Here is a 15770-nt window from a genome sequence, read left to right on the forward strand (position 1 = left end):
CCGAGAACGCAGGTCGGCTAACGGCCGCTTCGAAACCCGGCTGTTAGCTCACGACGACCAGATTGTCGACGACGTCGACGCCGGCCCGGTCGAAGACGGCCCGCATATCCTCGCCCAACGCGACGTCGGTGATGAACACGTCGATGTCGTCGACGGTAGCGAACTCACGGAAACTCTGCTGGCCCAGTTTGCTCCCGTCAGCGACGAGGATGACGCGATGGCCGCCGTCGACCAGCAAGGACTTGATGCGGGCCTCGTCCTCGTTCGACACCGAGAGGCTCCCGTCCTGTTGGATGGCGTCGGTTTCGAGAAAGACGATGTCGAAGTTCGTCTTGCGCAGATACGACTCGCCGCTCGGACCGACGAGGGCATCCGATGTCGGTCGGAGCGAGTCACCGACGACTTTCACCTCACCGCAGGCTTTCCGGAGTTCGAACGCGTTCTCCGGGGAGTTCGTCGCGACGAGGAGCGACACCGACTCCGGAAGCTCTCTCGCGACTTCCATCGTCGTCTGGCCGGTGTCGAAAAAGACGGCGTCGCCGTCGCTCAACTCTTCGACCGCCCGTTCGGCGATGGCACGTTTCCCGTTTGGGTTCTCGACGCTGTTCGTCACTCGGGTGTCCGTGACGTCCTCCCGTCCGTTCGTGGCAGGGAGCGCACCGCCGTGGAACCGCTCGATGAGACCGTCCTCGGCCAGCGACGCCAGGTCGCGTCGAATCGTCGCCCCCGAGACACCGAACGTCTCCGTGAGTTCCTCGACTGTGACCCTGTCACTGCTGTTTACTTTTCGAACTATCTCTTTTCGTCGTTCCTCGGGCAACATAGTCACGAGTTATTCCGTATCGAACGCGCCGGTTGTCGGTTCGTAGCTATAGTAGCGACGCGTATAGCCTTGTTTATAATCGACATTCTCGACACCGAGAGGCTCCACCGACGGAATCGGTATATTCGGTCTTGCATACGTCTACGACGGACACCCTCGTCCGCCGCACGCCGTTATATTTACAGTCTGTGTCGTATTCATAAATATGCGTTCCTCATATTACTCGGTGAGGACCCCAAACAGCGTCGCGACGATCGTCCCAAGGCTGCTGACGATAGCGCCGCCGTGGACACCAGTCGCGTAGTCGTACACGGCGATAGCTGCCAGTATCCCGGCGATGCCGAACGCAGCCAGTGTAACGCGTGACAGGCTACGGGTGGTGTCTGGTCGCATCGTCAGGCGGTCAGTTTCTGCTCGGACTTCGACTCGTAGGTCAGGGACTCCCCGGTCTGGGGGTCGAAGTACTGGAGCGAGTCGCGGTCGAATCTGAGGTTGACGCTGTCGCCCATCTGGACCGTCGTGTCCGGGTCGACGGCGGCCTTGATGGTCTGGCCGGTGTCGAGGTCGAGTTCGAGGACCGTCTTCTCGCCCTGCGGTTCGACGACCTGTACGGTGGCGGGGTGGACGTTCGCGGCGATGCCGTCCTGATTGAGCGAGATGTTCTCGGGGCGGATACCCAGCACGACCTGATCGTCCAGATACGCCTCCAGTTCGTCGGCGAACTCGTCGGGGATATCGTGGGTGTCCGTCCCGATGTCGAGTTGTAGCTTCTCTGCGGAGTCGCGTTCGAGCGTCCCCTCGATGAAGTTCATGCTGGGGGACCCGAGGAACCCGGCGACGAACATGTTGCGCGGGTTCGAATAGACGTGCGTGGGCGCGCCCACCTGCTGTATCTGCCCGTCGTCCATGACGGCTATCTGGTCGGCCAGCGTCATCGCTTCCACTTGGTCGTGGGTGACGTACACCGTCGTCGTCGATAGCTCCTCGTGGAGTTTGTTCAGTTCCGCGCGCATCTGCACGCGGAGCTTCGCGTCCAAGTTCGACAGCGGTTCGTCCATCAGGAACACTGCGGGGTCACGGACGATGGCTCGGCCGAGCGCGACGCGCTGTTGTTGGCCGCCGGAGAGCTCCGAGGGCTTGCGTTCGAGCAAGTCCTGTATCTGCAGGAGCTCTGCGGCTTCGGTGACCCGTTCCGTGATGACGTCCTCGGGCGTGTCGTGCTGTTCCAGCCCGAAGCGCATGTTCTCGCGGACGGTCTTGTGGGGGTACAGCGCGTAGTTCTGGAACACCATCGCGATGTCACGTTCGTACGCGCGCCGGTCGTTGACCACTTCGTCGCCGATGCTAATCTCGCCGTCCGTGGCGCGTTCGAGGCCGGCGATGAGGCGCAGCGTCGTCGTCTTCCCACAGCCGGAGGGGCCGACGAAGACGGTGAAGCTCTCGTCGGGGATGTCCAGCGAGATGCCGTCGACTGCGGTGACGTCGTCGAATTCCTTTACGAGGTCGTTGAGTTCTACGTGTGCCATTGTTGGTTACTCCTTGACAGCTCCTTGGGTCAGTCCGCTCACGATGTACTGCTGGAAGAACAGGCCGAACAGGATGCCGGGCAGGGCCGCGATCATCCCGCCTGCGGCGAGGTGTGCCCAGTCGACGAAGTCGTCCGCGACGAACAGCGAGACGGCGATGGGCAGGGTCTGTGCTTGTTCCGAAGACGTGAGAACGAGTGCGAAGACGAACTCGTTCCACGAGAAGATAAAGGCGAGAATCGCCGTCGCGGCGATGCCGGGTTTCGCCATCGGCAGGATGATCTTGACGAACCCTTCCCAGCGCGAACAGCCGTCGATACGGGCCTGTTCGTCCAGCGACTCGGGGACGCCGTCGAAGTAGTTCTTCATTATCCAGACGGCGAACGGGAGGTTGAAGAACGTGTACGTGAGTATCAGCGCGATGCGCGTGTCGTACAGACTCCCGGTCAGGCCGCCGACGAGCGGCGGGTTCGACATGATGCTGAAGAACGGCACGATGAGCGCGATGGGCGGAATCATGCGTGCGCCGACGATGGAGAGCAACAGCGTCTTGTTGCCCACGAAGTCGTACCGGGAGAACGAGTAGCCGGTGACCGTCCCGAGCGTGACACAGATGATGGTGGTGGTGCTCGCGACGATGAGGCTGTTCAGCGTGTACAGTTCGAACGGCCGGTTCTGGAATATCTCGACGTAGTTGCTGACCGTCGGCTGGGTCGGGACGAAGGATATCGGGATGTCCAGCACCGCCGACGTCGGTTTGATGCTCGTGATGAAGATGAAGTAGATGGGGAACCAGATGACGAAGACGTACAGCCCCAGCAGTGCGTACGCGACGAGGCGCTCGCGGACGACGTGGGACCACTCGTTTTCGGTGTCCAGTCCCAGTGCCGCTATCAGTTGGCCGAGAGTGGATTGTTTCGTGCTCATTGTTAGTAGGGTGACTCACCGAAGACTTTGTACAGCAGTGCCACGATCATGAACGTGACCGCGAGCAGGACGACACCGAGTGCTGCACCCTCTCCGGGGCGGTTGAATACCTGTGCGGTGCGGTAGAGCCAGGAGGCCCAGACTTCCGTCGACTTCCCCGGGCCGCCCTGGGTCATGACCCAGACGAGGTCGAGCGCGCGGATGTCGAAGATGATTCGGATGGTCAGGGCAACGAGGATAGACGGCTTCAGGAACGGATACGTGACGTTCACGAAGCGCGATATCTTCCCGGCGCCGTCGACTTCGGCGGCGTCGTACAACTGCTCTGGGACGTTCTGGAGCCCCGCGAGCAGGATGATGATGATAAAGGGCGTGAACACCCAGATGTCCGCGATGACGAGCGCCATCATCGACAGCGTCCCGTCCGAGAAGAACGCGATTTTGCTGGACAGGAGGCCGGATTGGGTGAGTATCCCGTTGATGGCGCCGTACTCCGAATTGAACATCCAGCGCCACATCAGCCCGCTCATCACGTAGGGGAGAATCCACGGGACGATGACGGCGGTCCTGAACCACCCGCGTCCCTTGAGGTCTTTGTCGAGAAGGAGCGCGATGCCCAGTCCCAGCGCGAACGAGATACTCACGCTCAGCCCGACGTAGACGAACGTGTGCCAGGTAATCGAAACGAAGTCCGGTGCGAGGCCGAGGAACGTCCCGCTGCCCCCCTCGGCGAAGATGAGTCGTTTGAAGTTCCGAAGGCCGACGAACTCTTTTTGACTGGTTATCGGATTCGTCCAGAAGACGCTGCTCCAGAGTAACTTCAGGGTCGGGTAGACGATGATGCCGGCTATCCAGAGCATCGTCGGGCCGACCGTCAAGGGGACGAACAGCCGGTCGAGTTTGCGTCGCAGTGATTGTTTTTCTGTCGACATGTGGTAAGGGTCGCTGTGTGATTAGTTGGCGATTCTGTGACGGGTCCCGATCAGAGCAACCCGATGTCCTGATACAGCCGCTCGATGTTGCTCTGTGCCGTCTCGAGAGCCTTCTGTGGGTCCTTGTCGCCCAGAAGCGCGGGCGTGATCTGTTCGGCGAGGTAGTCGTCGACCTGTGGTTGGGCGAGATACGTCTCGCTCTTTGCGTGTTCGAGGTTGAACTTCATGTCCTCGAGCAGCCACGACGGGTACTGGCTCTGGATCTCCTCGGAGTCGTACACCGACGGGATGACCGCGGGGTTGCCCTCCACCTTCATGTTCGTCTTCGACGACTTCGTCGTCGTCATGAACTGAGCGAACTTCTTGGCAGCCCGTTTTTTCTCGGAGAACGCCGAGACGCTGATACCGTTCGTGTCCTGGAACGTCGCACGGGAGTCGGGACCTTTCGGGGGTTTCGCACTGGCGAGACGGTCCTTGCCCCACCCGTCGGCGTCGAGTGCACGTGCGCCCAGCGGCGTCCACGACTCCACGGAGGCTAGCTGGCCGGCGATGAACGTGTCGCCAGCGCCACCCTCGCCCATACTGGAGATGCCATCGGGAATCAGGTCCTGCGTGCGGAGTTTCGTGAAGAAATCCATGACGTCCATCCCCCCGTCGACGAAGACGGGCTCGTTGCTATCGTTGAACAGCTGGCCACCCGCCTGGTAGAGGAATTGCTTGAACGTGAACACGCTCTTGTTCGACCAGGTAAACGCGAAGGGCGACGTGTTCTCGGTCTTCAACTGCTGGCCCTTCGAGACGACTTCGTCCCACGTCTGCGGAGCCTCACTGACGCCCTGCTCCTCGAAGTGCGTCTGGTCGTAGAGGTACGTCCCCCACTTGCCGAACTCGGGGGCCATGTACGTCTTCCCGTCCAGCGTGACGAGGTTCTGGAGGTTCTTCGGGAAGTTCGACATGTGGCTGTCGCCCAGTTCGAGCGGTTCGAGCCAGTCGGAGGCGACGAAGTCCGCCAGCCACCACGTCGGGCCGTTGAAGGCGTCGACCGTCGCGTCCTTGTTCCGCCAGATGGTGGTGAGGCTGGTCTTTAGGTTGTTCCACGGCACCTCGTTGACTTCGACGGAGATGCCCGTCTCGTCCTCGAATCGCTCGATGTTCGCCTCCGTCCCGGGGTCGTACTTGAGGCTCCCGGCGTTGTAGAAGACGATACTGTCGGCCATTGACTCCGTGCCGGTCCCCGTGGTCTCGCCGGACCCGTCGGACCCGCTCTCGCCGTCCGAACTACCGTTCCCGCCACACCCCGCGAGTGCGACCGTGCCGATAGCGCCTGCTCCTTTGATGAACCGTCGTCGAGTTCGCTTGGATTGTCGCTGCATGCAAATGAACACCATTTGGGCATGGTTAATAAATTATGTGGGTTATTATTCACACATAATCACTACGAGGTATTACGTAACGCGTATCAAAAACTCCCCAAGATGCCGTAATTCGGGTCAGAAACGCATATATTGGCAATTTGTGTGACGAGGCACCTCGGCGGCGACTGCTGAGGGGCGTGAGCGATATCGTGCATATCGCGTGAACGGGTGAGCAAAATGTGCACGACTCGTCGCGTCGGTCGCCGACGGCGGTCGCGCTCGGTTCGGGGCAGCGGGACGTCCGACTGTCACCCAACTCGTTTTGACGCCGCCGCTCCATACGCCGGTATGGACGACGTACTCGTCATCGGCGGGACGCGCTTCATCGGTCGCCACACCGTCGCGGAGTTCCGCGACGCCGACTACGACGTGACGATGTTCAACCGGGGGACGCGGGAGAACCCCTTCGCCGACGACGAGTCCGTGACTCACTTCGAGGGCAACCGCCGCGACAGGGCGACGCTCGAAGCGGCCTCCGACGCCGTGGACCCAGACGTGGTCGTCGACTGCGTGGCCTACTTCCCGGCAGACGTCCGGGCCGCGACGGACATCTTCGCCGACGCCGACGCGTACGTCTACGTCTCCAGCGGAGCGGCTTACGGCGAGGAGCGAGTCCCGAAACGCGAGGACGATACGGCGCTCGAACCGTGTTCCGAGGAGCAGGCCACGACCGACAGCGCCGAGACCTACGGGCCGCGGAAAGCCGAGGGCGACAGGGCGGTGTTCGCGGCCGCCGAGGCGGGTGTCCGCGCGATGAGCGTCCGGCCGACCGTCGTCTACGGCCCCCACGATTACACCGAACGGTTCGCCTACTGGGTGGACCGGGTGGACGTAGCGGACCGCATCGCCGTCCCGGGCGACGGTCTGAGCCTCTGGCAGATGGCCTACGTCGAGGACGTCGCGAGTGCGCTCCGTATCGTCGCCGAGAACGGTGCGGCCGGCGAGGCCTACAACGTCGGTGACGAACACGCACCCATGCTGGGGCAGTGGATAGACCTGCTGGCAGAGACCTGTGAGGCGGGCGTCGAGACTGTCGGGGCCACCGCGCGCGACCTGGCGCGCAACGGCCTCGAACCACAGGATTTCCCCATGTACCGGAGTTCGCCACACGTACTGGAGACGGCGAAACTCAGGGCGCTGGGCTGGTCGTCGACCCCGCAGCGACTCGCGCTCCAGCGAACGGTCGCGGAACACCGGGAGAACGAGCGAACCGGCCGTCAGTTCGGCCCGGACCGAGAGACGGAGATCGCGCTACTCGACGACCTCACCGAGTGAGGCGCGACGGAAGCCGAGACGGGACCCGACGAGTCAGATCCCGAGGGCCGGCACCCACGCCGACCCGGGGAAGACGCCGACGATGGACAGCACCGCGATAGTGAACGTCGCGAGCGTGATAGCCGCCGCGGGCGGGTCCCAGTGCGTGTCGCCGTGGGCGTAGAATATCCGTTGCCACACCTCGCCCAGCAGCGCGCCGTAGATGCCAAACACCGCGGCGACGACCACGACCAGTACGCCGCTGGCGGTGGGGTCGCTGGCGACGACGGCGGCGCCGCCCGTCGACGCCGGCAAGGTCATGTGGTGCGTGACGGGGATCTTCTCGACGCCGAGGTTGAGGAACGTCAGCGAGGCCGCGCTGATGCCGAACCCGAGGAAGTAGCTCCCGGTCCGTAACCAGATGTAGCCGCCGAGGATGCCGGTGACGAGTCCGATGAGGGCGACGCCGCTCCACTTGTACTGGTGGGGGAGCCACGGTTCGACGGCGAACCGTTCCTTGCCGGGTTTGTCCGCGTCGCCGCCGACCGCGCCCGCCGCCCGTTTCTCGCCGCGCTCGAACGGCGTCATGTCGAAGAGGCCGTCACCGGCGACGACGCCGATGATGGAGTAGCCCAGCACGACGCGGTGGAGCAGGGCGCTGAGGGTGACGCCCATAGCGATTGGGTCCCACGGGAGCGCCAGCGCCGCGGAGAACTGCGTGATGAGCATCCCCGCGATGCCGAACAGGCCACCGACGACGAGGTGGCTCGGTTCGGTGCCGAGCGCGAAGGTGATCGCTTTCGCGTTGTGGTAGTCGAAGCCGGCACCCATCTCGTTCTCTCTGGCGGCGTAGGCCGCGGCGGCCGCTCCGCCGGCAAAGGAGATGTGGGGGCCAAACACTGGGCCGAACGCGACTAGTCCGGTGACGTTCCCAGCCATCTCGGCCTGTGCGAACCCGGCGGCCTCGCCCGCGATGACCATGAAGCCGGTGAAACAGAACGCCGGGAGCGCCCCGAGTGCCGCACCGAAGGCGCCCCCGGCGAACGCGGCGATAAAGAGGATGACGAGCGTCGAGAACTCGATGCCCAGAACCGGGACCTGTAACAGCGTCCCTAGCATGGGTGGCTCCGCACGTGTTCATTCGGGAACAGCCACGTCGTCACAGGGACGCCTCGCCTCGTCGGACCCGTTGTCGGTACCTGACCGCTCGATTCGACGTGTATCGCTATCATTGCTGAGGTGCGTCGGCGGTGCTGGCGACCCAGACGTCCGCCTCGACTGGAAAGATATCGCTACTTGACAGTATAGTTTGGCACCAGTTACCGCATCTGTGACAGACGACCGGACAGGGAGCGGGTCGACGTGGCCGTGGACAGTGTGTCGGAGTAATCTGGCGTTAGGTCGGCCTGACGGTCGCCTGTTTGCACTCGTAGTCTTCGAGGAAGGCGTCGACCCCGCCGACGCTGATGCGTTCGGACCCGATGTCGACTATCAGCGAGTTCTCGAACCCGAAGTCGCTGTTGGCCGGCGAGACGAGGTTCTGCCGGACGTCGACGACGGTGCCGCTGATCGTCTCGAAGGAGTCGTCGGTACCGACCCGTCGGGCGTACAGGTCGACGGCGACGTCGTTGCCGGCCCGCAACTGCAACGTCACGGCGAAGACGAGAGGGCGGAACATCCGGTACGTCACCGGGAGCGACGGCGGTCTGGCCACGAGTAGTTCCTCGCCGATGGGCCAGTAGTTCCCCAGATAGGACCCGACCAGCACGGAGGCGACGTCGTGTTGCCGGAACGCGATTGCGCGGGTCTCGTCGTGGTCCCAACTCAACAGCGTCGCCGGCGATACGAACCCGCGTCGTTGGTCGGCCGCGAGCAGCGACGGCCCGCCGGCGAGGCCGGACCGGACGACGCTGGCGATGCCGTCGGCGTCCCCCTCCGAGGACGTCTTCAGGGTACCTGTCGGACCGTGGTTCGGGTCGCCGTTCAGCGAGAGGAGGACCAGAACGCCTCGGTCCCGCGCCCGCTTGAGTGCGTCCGCGACGGTCGGGAGCCGCTGGGCCGGTAACTGGAGGACCACCTCCGAGTCGGCCGCGTCGATGTGGCTCACCAGTCGCTTGTCCATCGTCGGCCGAGACTTGACGACTTCGAACGTGTCCTCCTCGCCAGTGTGTTGTTGGTACCGAGCGGTGACGGCCGACTCCAGCGTGTCGAGGTCGCTCTTGAGACGCCCGAACGCGTCGGCGGGGTCGACCGCTCGTATCTCCGTCGGCGTCCGGTGGTCCTCGACGGTGACGAAGCCGTCGGCCGCGAGGTCGTCACAGACGTCGTAGACGTAACTGGTCGAGACCCCGGCGGCCTCTGCGACGGTACTGGCCGTCGCCGATCCGCGCTCTACGACGGCGAGGTACGTCTCCGCTGCCGTCTCCGAGAAGCCGTACTGCTGGAGTTTCCCGCGTATGGTCGCCGCATCTATGTCTGGTTTGTTCGGCATCGTGTGGTCCGTCGTACTGGGTGCCAGCGGGGCACTGCACCGGTAGTCCCGTCCTCTCTCCAGTACTTTAGTCTTTGGTCGACCCGTGTACGACGACGCGAGTTCGCTGTTGGGTGAGCCGCCCCGCTCGTCAGTCGTCGTCGCGGGTCCTGATGCCCTGCATCAGCGCTTTCACGTCCGCCATGTCGGCGTCACCGTCGTTGTCGATGTCGTAGCGTCCGGGGACGGGCTCGGAGTCGGTGATGCTCCGCGTGTTCTGTACCGTCAGCGTCGTCGTCGGGCCGTCCCGACCGACCGTGAGTTCGTAGTCGCCGGCCTCGACGACTTTCGGTTGGACGCCGAGGATATCGCCGGGAACGACTTCCAGCGCGGTGAGGTCGGCCGTCACGTCGACCGTCTTCGTCTCGCCGACGTCGAGCGAGACGCGCTCGTAGCCCAGCAGTCGACGCATCGGCTGGAGGACCGACCCGTACGACTCGGTGTTGAACACCTCGACGACGTGGTCGCCCGCCATCTCACCGGTGTTGGTGACGTCGACGCTGACAGTCACCTCGGACTGGTTCGCCGGATTCCCGACGGTGGTCCGGGACAGCGAGACGGTCCCGTACTCGAAGGTGGTGTAGCTCTGCCCGTGTCCGAACTCGAACAGCGGAGCGTTGTCGGTCCCGCCCGTCGACGTCGGCGGGTAGCGGTTGTACTGTACCGGCGTCGTCCCCACCGGCGTCCCGGCGTTGCCCGGCCAACTGAACGCGAGCTTGCCCGACGGGTTGTAGTTGCCCACGAGGGCGTCGGCGATGGCCGCGCCGCCGTCGCTCCCGGGTTGCCCGGCGAACAGCAGGGCGTCGAGGTGCGCGAACGTCTCGGGGCCACCGCGGGGACTGCCGGCCAGCAGGACGCCTACGACGGGCGTCGAGTCGTCCGTCGTCTCGCAGACGACCCGGACGAGTCGTTGCTGTGACTCGTCGAGGACGAGTTCGTCTCTGTCGCCGAAGCCCTCGTTGTGACTCCCTTCGCCGAGGACGACGACGACGGCGTCGGCGTCGGGTGCGGCCGACCGGACGGCCGACTCCTGCTCGTCGGTGAACTCGAACTCCCCGTTCTCGTCGCTCTGCTGGTTCTCGCCGTCGCCCTGTCCGGCCCACCACGTGGTGTTTTCGTACGTCGTCGGCACGTGGGTGAGACTGCTGACCCGGGAGCGGAGTTCCTCGGTCAGGAGACGCTGTCGCGGGAACGGGCCGCCGGCACTCGGCCCCTGCCACCCGAGCGTCCAGCCACCGTGTTGCATCAGCGCCCGCGTGTTGTTCCCGTCGCCGTCGACGCCGGGGCCGGTCAGCAGGACGTTCTCGTCGCCCGAGAGCGGGAGCGTGTCGTCGTCGTTCTCTAAGAGGACCAGCGACTCCCGTGCCAACTGCTCGGACGTCTCCTGTGCGCCGCCGACGATGCCGTCGATGCGGGACTCGTCGACGGTCGGTTCCGCGAACAGGCCGAGGTCGGCTTTGCGTTCGAGAATCCGCCGTACCGCTTCGTCGATGCGTGCCATCGGTATCTCGCCGTCCTCGACCAGCGAGACGACGGTGTCGATGTACTCGACGGGACCGGGGGCGTTCCCGCCGTTGCCTATCATGTACATGTCGACGCCGGCGTTGATGGCCTCTTTCGTCGCCTGCCGGAAGGTCGGTGCGTAATCGTGGTTCGTCAGCATCCGGTCGAGGTCGTCCCAGTCCGAGACGACCATCCCCTCGAACCCGTAGTTCTCCCGGAGCATCCGCGTCAGTAGCCAGTGGGAGGCGTGGGCCGGTTTGCCGTTGACCGCGCCGCTGTTGACCATCACCGTGCCGGGTTCGGCCTGCAACGCCTCGCGGTACGGCGGGAGGACGTTCGTGCGGAGGTCTCGGAGCGAGGTGGACGCGGGCGCGCGGTCGTTGCCGTTGTTCGGGATGGAGTACGCGCCGAAGTGCTTGACACACGCGGTGAGTCGGTCGTCGTCCTCTAATCCGCGGGTGCGTGCCCGAGACATGTCGCCTGTGAGTTTCGGGTCCTCGCTGATGCCCTCGAAGAATCGACCCCACCGGGGGTCACGCTGGAGGTCCGTCGTCGGCGCGAACGTCCAGTGAGCGCCCATCGACGCCGTGGCGTCGCTGGTGTGACGCTCGGCCCGTTCGACGAGTGTGACGTCGCGCGTCGACCCCATGTTCAGTCGCTGGGGAAAGACGGTCGCACCCGCTAACAGGCCGTTGCCGTGCGTCGCGTCGACGCCGTAGAGGAACGGGACGCCGTGGTCGGCGTTCCGGAGGTTGTACTCCTGCAAGGCGTTGATGCCCGAGACAACCTCGCTTCCGTCGAAACTTGGCGGGGCTGCCCCGCCGGAGAGGACGGACCCGACGCCGAGTTCGCTGAAGTACTCGCCGACGGTGTCGACGCCGAAACTGTCGGGGACGTTCGACTCCCCGGGATCGGGTTCGAAGGAACTGATCGTCACCTGCGTCATCTGTCCCGCCTTCTGTTCGAGCGTCAGGTCGTTCAGAATCGCGTCTACGTCGCCGTCGGTCTGTGCCACAGCGCCGTTGGCGCCGGTGCCTACCGCCGCCGCTGCCGTCGCCGCTCCGGTCGCCTTCATGAACGTCCGCCGGGACGTCTCCGCGCCGGTGTCGTCAGCCGTGTCTGGGTTTCGTGTCATCCCGTCCGCAGCCACCCGCGGACGTTAATAATTGTTTCTGGTAATTACTGGTGAGACGACTGTCAAAGCATTTGTATCTGAAACATGCTCTCGGAATAAACTCCTGCAGTACCGTGTGAGGACAAACAATTTTCCCATCACGGGGAGGAGTTGGGGTATGTTCGAGAAATCTACATGGATACGCCTCCCGCGGAACGTCGTCATCGGGCACGGCGTGCTCGACCAGACGCTCGCCGCCGTGGAGGAACTCCACCTCTCGGGTCGGCCGCTGGTCGTCTCCAGCCCGACGCCACACGCTGTCGCGGGCGAACGGGTCGTCGAGCAGTTCGCGGCGGCGGGGTACGACCCGGCCGAGATCGTCATCGAAGAGGCGAGTTTCGACGCCGTCCAGCGCGTCATCGCCCACGCCGAGGAGGTCGAGGCCGGATTCGCCATCGGCGTCGGCGGCGGGAAGGCCATCGACATCACGAAGATGGCGGCCGACGACCTCGGCCTCGGGTTCGTCTCCGTCCCGACGGCGGCCAGCCACGACGGCATCGTCTCCGGGCGAGGCTCGGTCCCGGAAGGCGATACCCGCCACAGCGTCGCCGCGGAACCGCCGCTTGCGGTGGTCGCCGACACCGAAATCCTCGCCGAGGCCCCGTGGCGCTTGACCACCGCCGGGTGTGCCGACATCATCTCGAACTACACGGCGGTCCGCGACTGGGAACTCGCACATCGACTGAAGAACGTCCCGTACTCGGAGTACGCCGGTGCCCTCTCACAGATGACCGCCGAGATGCTCGTCGACAGCGCGGGTTCCATCAAGAAGGGACTCGAAGAGTCCTCGTGGATCGTCGTCAAAGCGCTCGTCTCCTCCGGCGTCGCGATGTCCATCGCGGACTCCTCTCGCCCGGCTAGCGGCGCCGAACACCTCTTTTCGCACCAACTCGACCGCATCGCGCCCGACGCCGCGCTCCACGGCCATCAGGTCGGCGTCGGCGCCATCATGACCGAGTACCTCCACAGCGGGCCGAAGGGGCGCTGGCGCGACGTCCGGGACGCGCTCGGCGCGCTCGGCGCCCCGACGACGGCCGACGACCTCGGCATCGACCACGAGACGGTCATCGAGGCGTTGACCACGGCCCACGAGATTCGCGACCGGTACACGATTCTGGGCGACGGGATGAGCGAAGAAGCCGCCATCGAGGCCGCGACGGTCACGGGCGTCGTCTAGACGAGTTCGCCGACCGCGTCGGGGTTCGCGTCCCACCGGACCGCCTCGTCGCCCCGCTGGCCTTCTCCTTCGGTCAGTTCTGCAGTGAACACGACGCTCAGTCGATACACCGTCTCGGCCGACTCGTCGTCACCGTTTCGCACGCCGGAGATGGTCGCTCTGACCGCGTCCGTCACGGTACAGTCGACGCCGGCGGCGTCTCGGACGATGCGCTTTGCCGCCGTCTCTAGGTCTTCGTCCGGGCGGGTCTGTCCACGCGGGAGCATCCACTCTCCGTCGCCCTCTCGTAGCATCACGGCGCCGTCCTCGTCGCGGACGATGGCGTGGACGTCGAGTTGGCCGTCGCGGGACCGCTCGACCGCTCGCTCGTAGCTCTCTTCGTCCACCTCGAACGTCGTCTGCGTGACCGCCGGCGAGCCGAACTCCGCGTCGAGCCGGCTCAGTCGCTCTTCGACGCGGGCCCGAGAGCGGTCGGAAACGTCCATGCCGCGTGGCTGGGACGGACCGCGTATAAACCCACTCAATCGCTCTCGGTGCGGATACGCTGGAGAACCGACAGAGAGCGATGGGGCTGTCGACTCCACCCGGCCGCCGTCCGGCGGTCGCTCGCGAGGCCGGTCTAAACGCGCCCGGTCAGACGTGCTCGTCGAGGAACTCGACGACGCGGGTGTACGCCTCGATGCGGTTCTCCCGCTTGCTGATGCCGTGGCCCTCGTCGTCGAATATCAGTTTCTCCACGGGGACGCCGTGGTCGGCCACCTCGTCGGCTATCTGCTCGGCCTCGCCGACGGGCACCCGCGGGTCGTTCGCGCCGTGGAGGACGAACAGCGGTGCGGTGATGCGCTCTACCTTGTTGATGGGCGAGACGGATTCGAGGAACTCGCGGTCCTCGGCCAGCGACCCGTACTCGGCCTCGCGCAGTTCGCGGCGCCACTCGCCGGTGTTCTGTAGGAAGGTGACGAAGTTGGCGATGCCGACGACGTCGACGCCCGCGGCCCACAGGTCGGGGTACTCCGTCAGCGACGCAAGCACCATGAACCCGCCGTAGGACCCGCCCATCGCGACGATGCGGTTCGGGTCGACCGCCGGGTGGTCGTGGAGCCAGTCGACGCCGGCCCGGATGTCCTTCACCGAGTCCAGCCGCTTCTCGACGTCGTCTAAGTGCGTGTAGGCCTTCCCGTAGCCGGTCGACCCGCGGACGTTCGGTTCGAGGACGGCGTACCCCCGCGAGAGGAAGTACTGTGTGAGGCCGGCGAAGGAGGGCCGGCGCTGGCTCTCCGGGCCGCCGTGGATGTCGACGATGACGGGGGTGGTGCCGTCGTTCTCGGCCGCCGGCGGGAGCGAGAACAGCGCCGGAATCTCGCGGCCGTCGAAGCTCTCGAAGCGGACCACCTCGGGTTCGACGAACGTCTCCTGTGGGATGCCCGCCGTCGACGCGTCCGTCCAGCGCTCGCTCTCGCCGCGCTCGGTGTCGACGACGAAGACGTTCGTGTTGACGCTGCGGCCGGTGACGCTGACGGCGAACTCCTCGGCTTCCGGCCCCCACGCGACGCCGCCGGCGAGGCCGCCGGGCAGGTCCGGTGACGGGAACGCCTCGACGTCGGTCGGGCCGTCGAACTCGCCGACCGTAATCTCGTTGTAGCCCTCGACGTTCCGGGAGTACGCGAGGCGGCCGGTGTCCTGGTCGATGGCGACACCGTCGATGTTCCACTGTTCGTCGTCACGAACGATTTCGAGGTCCCCCTCCAGCGAGAGCCGGGCCAGCGAGAGGGTGTCCGACCGCTCGTCTGTCACCAGATACAGTGCGTCGCCCTCGGGGCCCCACGAGACACTCGTGTACCGGACGCTCCCCTCGTGTGGCGTCAGGTGCGTCAGGTCGCCCGACTCGACGTCGAGGACGTACACGTCCTGGTCGAAACTGGAGTGTGCCTCGCTGATGGCGAGGTGCTGGCCGTCCGGCGACCACCCGGAGACGGTGAACCACCCGTCGCCTTCGTACACCAGTTCGGCGTCGTCACCGGTGGCGTCGCGGTCCTGTACGTACACGTCGAAGACGGCCTCGTCGCGGCGGTTCGAGGCGAACGCGAACGCCTCGCCGTCGGGCCGCCAGCCACCCCAGCGGTGTTTGGCGTCGGGCATCGCCGTCAGTTCGGTCACCCGGCCGTCGTCGTCCAGCCGGTACAGTTGGGCGCGCTCGTTGCCCCCCTCGTCCATCCCGAAGACGAGTTCCTCGCGGGTCGGCGAGTAGTCGACGAAGCTCACCGGTTCGTCGTAGAAGGTCCGCTGGTCCGGCCACCCGCCGGGTTCGTCCAGCGTCCAGACCTGTCCGACGCCGGTCGTGTCCATCAGGAAGGCCAGCGTTCCCTCCGGGGAGATGGAGGCCCCGTAGGCGCTGCGGACGTTGAGGTAGCGTTCGAGGTCGTAGTCGTACACGCCTCTCCCGAGGAGTGGTGCGACCAAAACCCTTGCCGGCGAACGGGTGGCTTTTTGAGAACCCCCGTCGAGACGA

The 15770-nt window shown here is 65.1% G+C and carries 13 protein-coding genes; 2 read left to right on the forward strand and 11 right to left on the reverse strand.

Annotated elements, in window-relative coordinates:
• Window positions 1-43 precede the first annotated feature (43 nt).
• The 6 genes from glpR to IEY28_RS01125 form a co-directional block, all read right to left on the reverse strand.
• Window positions 44-823: an HTH-type transcriptional regulator GlpR gene (glpR, locus tag IEY28_RS01100; RefSeq protein ID WP_188995660.1), complete on the reverse strand. Its 780-nt coding sequence runs from the start codon at window positions 821-823 to the stop codon at window positions 44-46.
• 219 nt (window positions 824-1042) lie between these two features.
• Window positions 1043-1216 (reverse strand): hypothetical protein, encoded by a 174-nt coding sequence (locus IEY28_RS01105; RefSeq protein WP_166968734.1) that lies wholly within the window; start codon window positions 1214-1216, stop codon window positions 1043-1045.
• A 2-nt stretch (window positions 1217-1218) separates the two neighbouring features.
• On the reverse strand, window positions 1219-2349 hold the full coding sequence (locus IEY28_RS01110; RefSeq protein ID WP_188993751.1) for an ABC transporter ATP-binding protein: 1131 nt from the start codon (window positions 2347-2349) through the stop codon (window positions 1219-1221).
• A gap of 6 nt (window positions 2350-2355) precedes the next feature.
• Complete coding sequence (locus IEY28_RS01115; RefSeq protein ID WP_188993753.1) at window positions 2356-3276, reverse strand: carbohydrate ABC transporter permease; 921 nt, start codon at window positions 3274-3276, stop codon at window positions 2356-2358.
• Between the two features lie 2 nt (window positions 3277-3278).
• Entirely contained in the window at window positions 3279-4208 is a 930-nt protein-coding gene (locus IEY28_RS01120) for a carbohydrate ABC transporter permease (RefSeq protein ID WP_188993755.1), read from the reverse strand.
• 50 nt (window positions 4209-4258) lie between these two features.
• The gene (locus tag IEY28_RS01125; protein WP_188993757.1) at window positions 4259-5581 is read right to left on the reverse strand and encodes a sugar ABC transporter substrate-binding protein; all 1323 of its coding nucleotides are present in this window, start codon (window positions 5579-5581) and stop codon (window positions 4259-4261) included.
• A gap of 330 nt (window positions 5582-5911) precedes the next feature.
• Between IEY28_RS01125 and IEY28_RS01130 the strand changes: the two genes are divergently transcribed.
• On the forward strand, window positions 5912-6898 hold the full coding sequence (locus IEY28_RS01130) for an NAD-dependent epimerase/dehydratase family protein (RefSeq protein ID WP_188993760.1): 987 nt from the start codon (window positions 5912-5914) through the stop codon (window positions 6896-6898).
• 33 nt (window positions 6899-6931) lie between these two features.
• On the opposite strand, the gene IEY28_RS01135 is transcribed toward IEY28_RS01130, so the two are convergent.
• The 3 genes from IEY28_RS01135 to IEY28_RS01145 form a co-directional block, all read right to left on the reverse strand.
• Entirely contained in the window at window positions 6932-7996 is a 1065-nt protein-coding gene (locus IEY28_RS01135; protein ID WP_188993762.1) for a DUF7973 family transport facilitator, read from the reverse strand.
• Window positions 7997-8273: 277 nt separating this feature from the next.
• A complete protein-coding gene (locus IEY28_RS01140; protein ID WP_188993764.1) occupies window positions 8274-9368 on the reverse strand; it encodes a TrmB family transcriptional regulator in 1095 nt (364 codons plus the stop codon).
• 130 nt (window positions 9369-9498) lie between these two features.
• Entirely contained in the window at window positions 9499-12045 is a 2547-nt protein-coding gene (locus IEY28_RS01145) for a glycoside hydrolase family 3 protein (RefSeq protein WP_188993766.1), read from the reverse strand.
• Window positions 12046-12202: 157 nt separating this feature from the next.
• On the opposite strand from IEY28_RS01145, the gene IEY28_RS01150 reads away from it, so the two are divergent.
• Window positions 12203-13261: an NAD(P)-dependent glycerol-1-phosphate dehydrogenase gene (locus IEY28_RS01150; RefSeq protein WP_188993769.1), complete on the forward strand. Its 1059-nt coding sequence runs from the start codon at window positions 12203-12205 to the stop codon at window positions 13259-13261.
• On the opposite strand, the gene IEY28_RS01155 is transcribed toward IEY28_RS01150, so the two are convergent.
• The gene (locus tag IEY28_RS01155; RefSeq protein ID WP_188993771.1) at window positions 13258-13746 is read right to left on the reverse strand and encodes an NUDIX hydrolase; all 489 of its coding nucleotides are present in this window, start codon (window positions 13744-13746) and stop codon (window positions 13258-13260) included. The genes IEY28_RS01150 and IEY28_RS01155 overlap by 4 nt on opposite strands.
• A gap of 148 nt (window positions 13747-13894) precedes the next feature.
• Window positions 13895-15694 (reverse strand): S9 family peptidase, encoded by a 1800-nt coding sequence (locus IEY28_RS01160; RefSeq protein ID WP_188993773.1) that lies wholly within the window; start codon window positions 15692-15694, stop codon window positions 13895-13897.
• Window positions 15695-15770: the final 76 nt, after the last annotated feature.

The sequence above is a fragment of the Haloarcula pellucida genome (genome assembly GCF_014647235.1).
GTDB classification, from domain to species: domain Archaea; phylum Halobacteriota; class Halobacteria; order Halobacteriales; family Haloarculaceae; genus Haloarcula; species Haloarcula pellucida.

What these genes read in the sequence shown, in the direction of transcription:
- glpR (WP_188995660.1), bottom strand. Translation starts at nt 823, where the DNA reads ATGTTGCCCGAGGAACGACGAAAAGAGATAGTTCGAAAAGTAAACAGC.
- IEY28_RS01105 (WP_166968734.1), bottom strand. Translation starts at nt 1,216, where the DNA reads ATGCGACCAGACACCACCCGTAGCCTGTCACGCGTTACACTGGCTGCG.
- IEY28_RS01110 (WP_188993751.1), bottom strand. Translation starts at nt 2,349, where the DNA reads ATGGCACACGTAGAACTCAACGACCTCGTAAAGGAATTCGACGACGTC.
- IEY28_RS01115 (WP_188993753.1), bottom strand. Translation starts at nt 3,276, where the DNA reads ATGAGCACGAAACAATCCACTCTCGGCCAACTGATAGCGGCACTGGGA.
- IEY28_RS01120 (WP_188993755.1), bottom strand. Translation starts at nt 4,208, where the DNA reads ATGTCGACAGAAAAACAATCACTGCGACGCAAACTCGACCGGCTGTTC.
- IEY28_RS01125 (WP_188993757.1), bottom strand. Translation starts at nt 5,581, where the DNA reads ATGCAGCGACAATCCAAGCGAACTCGACGACGGTTCATCAAAGGAGCA.
- IEY28_RS01130 (WP_188993760.1), top strand. Translation starts at nt 5,912, where the DNA reads ATGGACGACGTACTCGTCATCGGCGGGACGCGCTTCATCGGTCGCCAC.
- IEY28_RS01135 (WP_188993762.1), bottom strand. Translation starts at nt 7,996, where the DNA reads ATGCTAGGGACGCTGTTACAGGTCCCGGTTCTGGGCATCGAGTTCTCG.
- IEY28_RS01140 (WP_188993764.1), bottom strand. Translation starts at nt 9,368, where the DNA reads ATGCCGAACAAACCAGACATAGATGCGGCGACCATACGCGGGAAACTC.
- IEY28_RS01145 (WP_188993766.1), bottom strand. Translation starts at nt 12,045, where the DNA reads ATGACACGAAACCCAGACACGGCTGACGACACCGGCGCGGAGACGTCC.
- IEY28_RS01150 (WP_188993769.1), top strand. Translation starts at nt 12,203, where the DNA reads ATGTTCGAGAAATCTACATGGATACGCCTCCCGCGGAACGTCGTCATC.
- IEY28_RS01155 (WP_188993771.1), bottom strand. Translation starts at nt 13,746, where the DNA reads ATGGACGTTTCCGACCGCTCTCGGGCCCGCGTCGAAGAGCGACTGAGC.